The organism is Microcoleus sp. BM001215392 (genome assembly GCF_036700185.1).
GTDB lineage: Bacteria > Cyanobacteriota > Cyanobacteriia > Cyanobacteriales > Microcoleaceae > Microcoleus.
Window position 1 is genome coordinate 1 of sequence record NZ_JAUBOJ010000327.1, and the last position, 9029, is coordinate 9029.

Below are 9029 nucleotides of genomic sequence, written 5' to 3' on the forward strand. Positions count from 1 at the left end.
GGGTGCATCTCATTTTTGGAAATATACTCGTAGGGGCGAAGCATTTCGGCAGTAAATCTCTGATTCTTACTCATAAATTATGTGCCGAAATGCTTCGCCCTTGCCAAAATGAGATGCACCCCACCGTCATTACTTTGGAGGAACAATTTTATGGCAGACTCAATGGTATTAGACGGGCTAACTCACCAGAAAAACTAATTTCAGCTTATGCAAAGCTGAGTGCTACATGGAACTATTTCGCAACAGTTAATTTGCTTGATTTTGACCTGGATGCTTCTAATTGTTTCTCTAAGCTTTTGCATCAAAAGATTCGCATCGGCACTCAAGATTTACGAATTGCTGCTGTTGTGATGTCAAGAAATGCTATTCTGGTGACGCGGAACCGGCGGGATTTTGAGCGTGTACCGGGTTTGAGGTTTGAAGATTGGACGCTGGATGTGTCGGATGAGGGGTGAAAGTGCGATCGGGCTGCTATCCCCTAAAAAATTCCCCAAATCAACTCACCGATATTTAACTGCGTACCAATAGCCTTAGGTCAGACAATGGGCGATTCGCTACCAGATAGCTGTACTTGACGCACTTCCAGAGTGCTACGATCAAATCAGAGCATCAATCACAAACAAAAATGGCAACAATTACCATTGAAATTCCTCACGAACTGGCTCAAGGTCTAGAACCCTGCAAAATCGATGGCTAGAACAGATTTGGCAACTTCTAGAAGTCACTAAAAAGCCCATAACTATCGAAGCCCAAGTGAAAACTAATACCGCCGATTTTCCCAAAGTTGATCGAGAAGTTATAAACTCTTCGATTTGCACTCCAAATCCACAAGATATTGTGATTTTTAAAGTTTAACAAACTGCTGCGATGAGATTAATTTAATTCCCTCATACAGCACGTTTAACTGAATTGTACAACCAATTGAGAGCTTGTTTACCGCATTAATTATTTAAACAAATAACCTATTTTCTTACAAATAACGCTGAAAATGCTGTAGAGCGCGTTTCAATTAAATGCACAAAAGATCAACATTTTGATTTTTAATTTTAAAATTGAGGTAGACTAGCTATATTGATAATTTCTGTGTATGCTGAAGTCAACAATTAACCATCAATCATCAACCATCAACCAATGAGTAGTATCGTTACAGGCGCGGCAGGTTTTATCGGCTCTCACTTAGTCGAGACTCTTTTAAATCAAGGTGAGCAAGTAATCGGCGTTGATGAAATCAACGATTACTACAGCCCTGAATTGAAAAGAAAAAATCTCGCTCATTTTGGGAAAAATTCAAATTTTAAACTGGTTGAGGGCAATATCTTATCTTTGGATTGGAAACCGCTTTTAGCCAATGCCGAGGTTATTTACCACCAAGCCGCCCAAGCAGGAGTCCGCGCTAGTTGGGGAGACGGTTTCCGCAGCTACACCGATCGCAATATCAATGCGACTCAACTACTCCTAGAAGCGGCAAAAGATGCACCGCAACTAAAAAAGTTTGTATTAGCATCCTCTTCGTCGGTGTACGGGAATGCTGAAACTTTCCCTACTTCCGAAACAGCCTGCCCTCAACCAGTGTCTCCCTACGGCATTACCAAATTAGCCGCTGAACGTTTGTGTTCACTTTATTATCACAATTTCGGGGTTCCGGCAACCATGCTGCGATATTTCACTGTTTACGGGCCTCGCCAGCGTCCCGATATGGCATTTCACATATTTTTTAAATCAATTTTGCGTAACGAACCGATTTCAATTTATGGAGACGGACAGCAAACGCGAGATTTCACATTTATCAGCGATTGTATTGCCGCTAATTTAGCCGCTGCGACATTCCCGGAATCTGTCGGGGAAATTTTTAATATCGGCGGCGGAAGTCGAGTTGCTTTAGCAGAAGTTATTGAGACTATCCAAAGCATTGTCGATCGCCCAATTCGCATCAATTACCTAGAATCGAGCAAAGGAGATGCGCGAGATACTAGCGCTGATGTATCCAAAGCTCAGAAAATTTTGGGATATCAGGCACAGGTTTCTTTGAGGGAAGGACTCAAGCAAGAATGGGAATGGGTTAAGTCTTTGTACGCTTAGAATTTGCTGCACTTGCTCCTACCAAAAAAGTCAGATTAATGCAACATTAGTCGCTCCGGTGTGTCGCCACGAACCATACTTCGGAAAGTTTTTGATGGCTAACCGTATCATACAATACGGTTTATTTAAGAACAATCTGAATTTCAATAAATGCCTGTATTGGCTATAAAATCGCGCTCTGACATTCGTCAAAAAGCGTTAAGTCAACCCTATGGGATTGGGAGCGGTCAATGGCGCATTTTGGGCGATCGAGTGCAGGCGAGACGGCACAATTTTGAGGTTTACAAACAAGCTTTGGGAAATCGGCCGGGAATCGAGTTTATGCCGGAAGCTGATTTTGGACGCGCTACTGGCTGGCTGACTTGTTTGACAATTAATCCTGCTGCTTTCGGTGCGGATAGAGAACAAGTTCGCCTCGCACTTGCAAAGGAGAAAATAGCAGCGCGCCCGGTTGGGAAACCTTTGCATTTGCAGCCTGTATTTGCTGAGTGTGAATGTGTCGGAGGTGCAGTTGCTGAGGAGTTATTTGAGTACGGCCTTTGCTTGCCTTCTGGCTCTAATTTAACTGACGAAGATTTAGAACGAGTTACCAGCGCGATCTTAGGTTTGTAGTCAGGAATGCAAGTCCTTATTGATTTTGTAGTAAGGACTCGATCTTTTGTTTGCGAACTAAAAATTTAGAGATAAAATTATATATTGACTTGGGAGATACTGTCAACAGTATTTTTTCGTAAATACGGCAGTGTCAATAAAATTAGGTAGGTTAGATGTAGGAGCGATCGCACTCTGTGGAAGATATTTGAGTGTGCTGGGTTAATTAAAGATTTTATGAAGGTGGTGGATAAGTCTTTACATTGTCGATCGATATTTTGTTATTGTATTAACAAGTTTGATTCGATCGACTGAATTGTTGTACCACAGTCTTGCACTCTAAACAGAACGGCAGTTTCCCCCATGAGAATTTTAGTTACAGGCGGTGCGGGTTTCATCGGTTCCCATCTGATCGATCGCTTAATGGCCCAAGGACACGAGGTAGTCTGCCTGGATAACTTTTACACCGGGACTAAGCGTCATATCCTTAAATGGCTGGATAACCCCTATTTTGAGCTGATCCGCCACGACATCACGGAACCGATTCGGTTAGAGGTCGATCAAATTTACCATCTGGCTTGTCCGGCTTCGCCCATACACTATCAGTACAATCCTGTCAAGACAATTAAAACAAACGTCATCGGTACGATGAATATGTTGGGATTGGCGAAGCGGGTGAAAGCAAGATTCTTTCTGGCCTCCACATCAGAAGTGTACGGCGATCCGGATGTCCATCCCCAAACAGAAGACTATCGCGGCAACGTAAATTGTATAGGAATTCGGAGCTGTTACGACGAAGGCAAGCGAGTAGCTGAAACCCTATCTTTTGACTACCACCGCCAAAATGGTGTAGACATTCGAGTTGTGCGAATTTTTAATACCTACGGCCCGCGAATGTTAGAAAATGACGGCAGAGTTGTGAGCAATTTTATTGTTCAAGCTTTGCGCAATCAACCGCTGACTGTGTACGGTGACGGTTCCCAAACGCGGAGTTTTTGCTATGTTTCTGATTTGGTAGAAGGATTCATTCGCTTGATGAATAGCGACCAAATTGGGCCAATGAATTTGGGGAATCCCGGCGAATACACTATCTTGGAATTGGCACAAAAAATTCAAAATATGATTAATCCAGGGGCAGAAATTATCTTCAAACCGCTGCCGCAAGACGATCCAAAACAGCGACAACCGGATATTACTCTTGCTAAAAATTGGTTGGGGTGGGAGCCAACTGTGCCGCTGGATCGAGGTTTAGAGTTGACTATCAAGGATTTTCGCGATCGCATTGAGGAAAACCAAAAGTAGAGATAGGGAGAGTGGGAGACGGTACAAGGGGGAGACGGGGAGAGGAGAAGTATTTTTACTTCTTACTTCTTAATTATTCCCTCTTCCTTATTCCCTTTTGCTTCCTCAATCTGCCCTCTGACTAATAAGAACTGTCAGCTATCAACTATCAACTATCAACTGACAACTAACAACTATCAACTGACAATTGTCAACTGTGTACTAACTTTTAGGAGATTTATATGCGTGTTTGCGTCATCGGTACAGGATACGTCGGCTTAGTCACCGGCACTTGCTTGGCCCACATCGGCCACCACGTGATTTGTGTTGATAACAACGAAGAAAAAGTTAAATTAATGAAGTCCGGACAGTCGCCAATTTTTGAACCCGGACTGTCTGAATTAATGCAATCGGCTTCTCAATCTGGAAAGCTTGAATTTACTGCGGATTTAGCAGCAGGAGTTGCTCACGGGGATATTTTATTCATTGCGGTAGGGACGCCTCCTTTACCTACGGGCGAAAGCGATACTCGCTACGTGGAAGCGGTGGCGCGCGGCATTGGGGCTCACCTCGACGGCGATTACAAAGTGATTGTGAACAAATCTACCGTACCCATCGGTTCGGGAGATTGGGTGCGGAGGATTGTTTTAGACGGTTTGGCTGAGCGTCAAAAACCTCAAAGCGGTGACGGGGTTTCTGGTGAGGAAGTAGCAGCAAAAACAGGCGTGCAATTTGATGTGGTTAGCAATCCGGAGTTTTTGCGGGAGGGCTGCGCGGTTCACGATACGTTTAATCCCGATCGCATTGTTCTGGGCAGCAACTCTCAGCGGGCGATGGATATGATGGTACAATTATACACGCCGATTGTCGATCGCAAGTTTGCAGAAAACCCGTCTTTGGCTGCGGTGCCCGTGGTGATGACTGATATCAGTTCCGCAGAAATGATTAAGTACGCAGCTAATGCTTTTTTGGCGACTAAGATTAGCTTTATCAATGAAGTTGCTAATATTTGCGATCGGGTTGGTGCAGATGTTACTCAAGTAGCCCGAGGTATCGGTTTAGATTCGCGGATTGGTAGCAAGTTTTTGCAAGCTGGAATTGGTTGGGGCGGTTCTTGTTTCCCCAAAGATGTTTCGGCTTTGGTTCACACTGCTGAAGATTACGGCTACGAAGCGCATTTGTTGAAAGCGGCAGTGGAAGTTAACGAACGCCAGCGGTTGATTGCAATTGAAAAGTTGCAGCAAGTTTTGAAGATTCTTAAAGGCAAAACTGTCGGACTTTTGGGCTTGACTTTCAAGCCGGATACTGACGATTTGCGGGATGCTCCTTCACTGAATTTAATCGAAAATTTGAATCGATTGGGAGCTAAAGTTAAAGCTTACGATCCGATTGTTTCTCAAACTGGGATGCGTCACGGTTTGTCGGGAGTTTTGGTAGAAACAGATCCCGAAAGATTGGCGGATGGTTGCGATGCTTTGGTGTTGGTGACTGACTGGGAACAGTTTCGTAATTTAGATTACGATAAAATGGCGAAGTTGATGGCTCATCCAGTGATGATTGACGGCCGCAATTTCTTGGATAAGAAGGTTTTAGAAGCGGCTGGTTTCCAATATGTAGGGATTGGAAGATAAATCAGAGTTGGGAGGATAATCTCTATCCTGTAGGGTGCGCAATGCGCACCTTACATTTAGATGTTTCGCTGGTAGGGAAGCATCGCGGGTTTACTCGCCCCACCTGCTTTAAAAACTTTCCATTAATGCTCTTTCTTGAGCGTAAACATCGCGCAATTGTTGCAATGCTGAGCTAGAAATTACCGATTTAACTGTAGCGACTAATTTACCCCAATCATGCAAGCTGTCAACTGAAACAGCGGCTTTGAAGTTGTACGCATAAAATTTTGTCCAAAATTCTGGTGCTTGGGTGCGTTTCCAGCGTTTGTACCAGCCGAGATAGTCTTGAGTGCACGCTGGTTTTACTTCTAAGATTGGGGGGAAATCGGCGTAGCTGACGAATCTGCTGAGGCCTTTGGCGTGCACGTACACCATGTTGTGACAGCATTCGATTCGGTAAATTTGGTCTGGTGTGATGTTGAATAAAAGTGCGACTGTTTCTTCGGTGACAAATCTCGATCGCGGATTCACTGTCAGCGATTTATGAATAATTTTTGAGGCGCCGATCGCTGACGACGATCTTAACTGATTTTCTGATATCATTGTAGTTGCATCTGGTGGTTTGTAACTGTATCTGCTGGGTGCGATCGACAGAAATTATCTGTCGGGATTAATTATAACTGGCGATCGCCTTTAGTTTCGCTGACCGGGGGCGATCGCTTTTTGCTATATTATACTAAATCCAAAATTTTGTAAATAGTTTATATGAGTAAAGGTTTAGTCAGGCTGCGGGTTCGAGAGTTGGCGGCCGAGAAGGGATGGACGCTCAAGGAGGTTGCCGAGCGATCGGGCGTCGGGTACAGTACGATTAGCAATTATGCCCGTTCTCAGGGGATGGCAATGGTTGATTTTGCCGCAGTACACAAGCTGGCTCGTACTTTTGACGTGCTGATTGAGGATTTTGTGGTCATCATGGAAAAGTAGGTACTTTTTGGCGATCGAGTTTTGTTTTTGCGATCGACCTTTTGGTGTAGATTATTGAGGAATAGGCGTTTGTGACGAGAAGTCTTCCCGCCAAGTAAATAAGACTTGTTCTTCAGCTTGCCTAAATTCAATGTTGAAGCGATCGAACACGACTTCTCGGCCTAAAAGCAATTGTTCTCCACCTGTATTGGTTTGCAACCAGGCGACGGGAGCAATAAAACCGTGTCCGTCAATAGTCATTTCAATATTGCGGATTACATACTCAACTCTTCCGCCTACAGTTTCTGCCAATAACGAAGATTCTGCATCAGCCAAAGCAAATCCTAAGTCTTGACCAAGTTTAAAGGAAATTAAACTCAGTTCAGCGCCGGAATCTACTAACATAGTTGTAGAAATTTCTACATCTCTATGCTTCATTTTAACATGATAGTTGGGCTGCCAATTATGGCGAGAAACTGTCCGAAAGCGAATAGATAAAATTTGAATAGAAGCAGTGGAACGGGGAACCAAATAAATTGCATAAAGCTCTCCTGAAGCTTGAGCTAAATCCAAAATTTCCCGCAAATTTTCACTATGAGCGATTAATCCCTCGGCGTTGTAAGCAACATATTGATTGCGATAGAAATCTAATAAATCCAGTCGGTTGCGGTTGAGCCACTTTAGCATCTCGCGGCTTTGTTCTTTCGAGGGTGTATTAGTCATAAATTTGGGGATTATTATGATTATACAATTTAGGATAATTAATTATAGCATTTGGAATCTGGTTGTGCGATCGCAGAGCCGATTTATGCAAAAAATGGAAGAGTTATAGTCTTTCTCCGTCACATGAGGTATGCGGGCGAAAAAGGGCAAGAGAGCCAAAGTAATCGGTTCAGGTACAAATCAATTCAGAAGTGTCATAGTCTCTGCGATCGCTTCGTTCCTCTCTTCGGACAACCTTCGCACTTAGCAGTATTGGCCTATAATCAAACTAACCCCTTGCAGCAGCGCATCAGGAGAGCCGTCAAATGTCAGATCCGATAACCTTGGGCTTGCTTTTCACCATCGCTTGGCAAGGTATTCTGGGAACTCAAGTTAATGATGCAGCAAAGCACCTTTGTTTGACTGGAATCAAAAAACTATCACGAAACGGGAAAATAGTCAATCACGATTTAGAAAAAGCCCTCAAAACTTCTTTCCTGAAAGCTCAGCAACAAATCGCTTCAGAATGCAAACAGGAAATCGATCCGAAAAATGCCGCTAACCGAGACAGTTTTGCCTATTCGCTGCAAGACAGGCGCAGGGATTTCGATTGGTTGAAACGAAAGCTCGAAAAGCTCAAATTAGAATTAGAACAAGTCGATAAAGAAACAGTCCCGTCTGGGATTCCCATTACCGGATTAGATGAGATAGAATTGCTGCTGACTTCCGCAGATCAGTTAAAGCAGCATCAGGTTGAAACAGTCAAGCAAAAACTGCTGGAAGTCGCCCTAGAAAATTGCCATGTCACACCCTACAAGACTAAGTTAGAGCAAGAATTATTTGCCTTAGTATCTGCATACTTTGCTCAGGCAATCAAGGAAAATGAGAAAGTTTTCCAGATTTTTACGGGTCAAACTTTAACACGGATTGATAGCAGAACCCAAGAGATGTATGCTTGGCTGGAAGAGATAGTTGAAAAGAGCCGCATTGCTTACGTGCCGATTGACTGGCAGGATATTTGCCAGCAGATATTAGACGAGAAAGAACAGCAGCGACTTAGTAGCAATCAACTAACTTTTGGCAACCATCAAATAGATGATGTTTATGTACCGCTGGGATTGGTGGAACGGCACAAAGTGACTCAGCAGCGCGAGAATCTTGGGGCTGAGGAAGGTTCGGATTTGTATCGAGAAAAAGAAGTTACTCAGACATTTGAACATAGCGAGTTTCTCGAACAAGTAATCCAGCAAGGAATTAGCCCGAAAAGCAATGGGAAGCGGTTAGGAATTATTGGGGAACCGGGGGCGGGGAAAACAACGCTGTTGCGGCAGATTGCGAATTGGGTAGCGGCGGGCATTTCCGAGGCTATGGTAATTTGGGTATCCTTGGCGGATTTGCAGGGGAAGGAATTAGAAACCTATTTATTTGATAATTGGTTGTTGGCGGCAATTAAGAGAATTGGGAAGGCTGAGGCGACGGCGGATATTAAGGATGATTTTTTAGCGCAATTTAATGCCGATCGCGTATGGTTGGTTTTGGATGGGGCGGATGAGATGGCGGCGGGAGATGGGAATCCTTTGGCGGAAATCGATCGGCAAATTAGGACGGGCGGCTGCATTCAAAGGGCGCGAATTGTGCTAAGTTGTCGGCAGAATGTCTGGGATGCGATCGGCTCTGCGTTGGATAGTTTTGATACTTATCGCACTCTGGAATTTTCCTATCCCGAACAAGTGGAAATGTTTATAGAGAGGTGGTTTGGAACCCTCGCTAACCCGCAGTTTGGAACCCCCCCTCACCCCCCCT

9 protein-coding genes are annotated in these 9029 nt (G+C 44.1%); 7 read left to right on the forward strand and 2 right to left on the reverse strand.

The genetic code is table 11. From position 1 onward, the window contains the following. The 5 genes from QT974_RS26415 to QT974_RS26435 form a co-directional block, all read left to right on the forward strand. Positions 1-455, forward strand: a 455-nt coding sequence (locus QT974_RS26415) for a type II toxin-antitoxin system VapC family toxin (protein ID WP_333471378.1), incomplete at its 5' end; no start/stop codon positions are given. Positions 456-1131: 676 nt separating this feature from the next. Next, a complete protein-coding gene (locus tag QT974_RS26420; RefSeq protein ID WP_333471379.1) occupies positions 1132-2079 on the forward strand; it encodes an NAD-dependent epimerase/dehydratase family protein in 948 nt (315 codons plus the stop codon). Positions 2080-2229: 150 nt separating this feature from the next. Then, positions 2230-2691 carry a DegT/DnrJ/EryC1/StrS family aminotransferase gene (locus QT974_RS26425; RefSeq protein WP_333471380.1) on the forward strand — a complete coding sequence of 154 codons (462 nt, stop codon included), beginning with the start codon at positions 2230-2232 and terminating at the stop codon, positions 2689-2691. Between the two features lie 342 nt (positions 2692-3033). Further along, positions 3034-3972, forward strand: coding sequence for a UDP-glucuronic acid decarboxylase family protein (locus tag QT974_RS26430; RefSeq protein ID WP_333471381.1), 939 nt, complete (start codon positions 3034-3036; stop codon positions 3970-3972). Between the two features lie 221 nt (positions 3973-4193). Then, positions 4194-5582, forward strand: a complete 1389-nt coding sequence (locus tag QT974_RS26435; protein ID WP_333471382.1) for a UDP-glucose dehydrogenase family protein — start codon at positions 4194-4196, stop codon at positions 5580-5582. Between the two features lie 108 nt (positions 5583-5690). Here QT974_RS26435 and QT974_RS26440 read toward each other — a convergent pair whose 3' ends face one another. After that, positions 5691-6164 (reverse strand): hypothetical protein, encoded by a 474-nt coding sequence (locus QT974_RS26440; RefSeq protein ID WP_333471383.1) that lies wholly within the window; start codon positions 6162-6164, stop codon positions 5691-5693. A 162-nt stretch (positions 6165-6326) separates the two neighbouring features. Here QT974_RS26440 and QT974_RS26445 point away from each other — a divergent pair, with 162 nt between their 5' ends. Continuing rightward, positions 6327-6545 carry a helix-turn-helix domain-containing protein gene (locus QT974_RS26445; RefSeq protein ID WP_333471384.1) on the forward strand — a complete coding sequence of 73 codons (219 nt, stop codon included), beginning with the start codon at positions 6327-6329 and terminating at the stop codon, positions 6543-6545. Positions 6546-6596: 51 nt separating this feature from the next. Here QT974_RS26445 and QT974_RS26450 read toward each other — a convergent pair whose 3' ends face one another. Beyond that, entirely contained in the window at positions 6597-7247 is a 651-nt protein-coding gene (locus tag QT974_RS26450) for a retropepsin-like domain-containing protein (RefSeq protein WP_333471385.1), read from the reverse strand. Positions 7248-7552: 305 nt separating this feature from the next. Between QT974_RS26450 and QT974_RS26455 the strand changes: the two genes are divergently transcribed. Next, the coding region (locus QT974_RS26455; protein ID WP_333471386.1) for an NACHT domain-containing protein at positions 7553-9029 on the forward strand (1477 nt) is incomplete at its 3' end.

Bases quoted from the DNA above. Each gene is read 5' to 3' on its own strand.
- QT974_RS26420 (WP_333471379.1), top strand. From the start codon at position 1,132: ATGAGTAGTATCGTTACAGGCGCGGCAGGTTTTATCGGCTCTCACTTA.
- QT974_RS26425 (WP_333471380.1), top strand. From the start codon at position 2,230: ATGCCTGTATTGGCTATAAAATCGCGCTCTGACATTCGTCAAAAAGCG.
- QT974_RS26430 (WP_333471381.1), top strand. From the start codon at position 3,034: ATGAGAATTTTAGTTACAGGCGGTGCGGGTTTCATCGGTTCCCATCTG.
- QT974_RS26435 (WP_333471382.1), top strand. From the start codon at position 4,194: ATGCGTGTTTGCGTCATCGGTACAGGATACGTCGGCTTAGTCACCGGC.
- QT974_RS26440 (WP_333471383.1), bottom strand. From the start codon at position 6,164: ATGATATCAGAAAATCAGTTAAGATCGTCGTCAGCGATCGGCGCCTCA.
- QT974_RS26445 (WP_333471384.1), top strand. From the start codon at position 6,327: ATGAGTAAAGGTTTAGTCAGGCTGCGGGTTCGAGAGTTGGCGGCCGAG.
- QT974_RS26450 (WP_333471385.1), bottom strand. From the start codon at position 7,247: ATGACTAATACACCCTCGAAAGAACAAAGCCGCGAGATGCTAAAGTGG.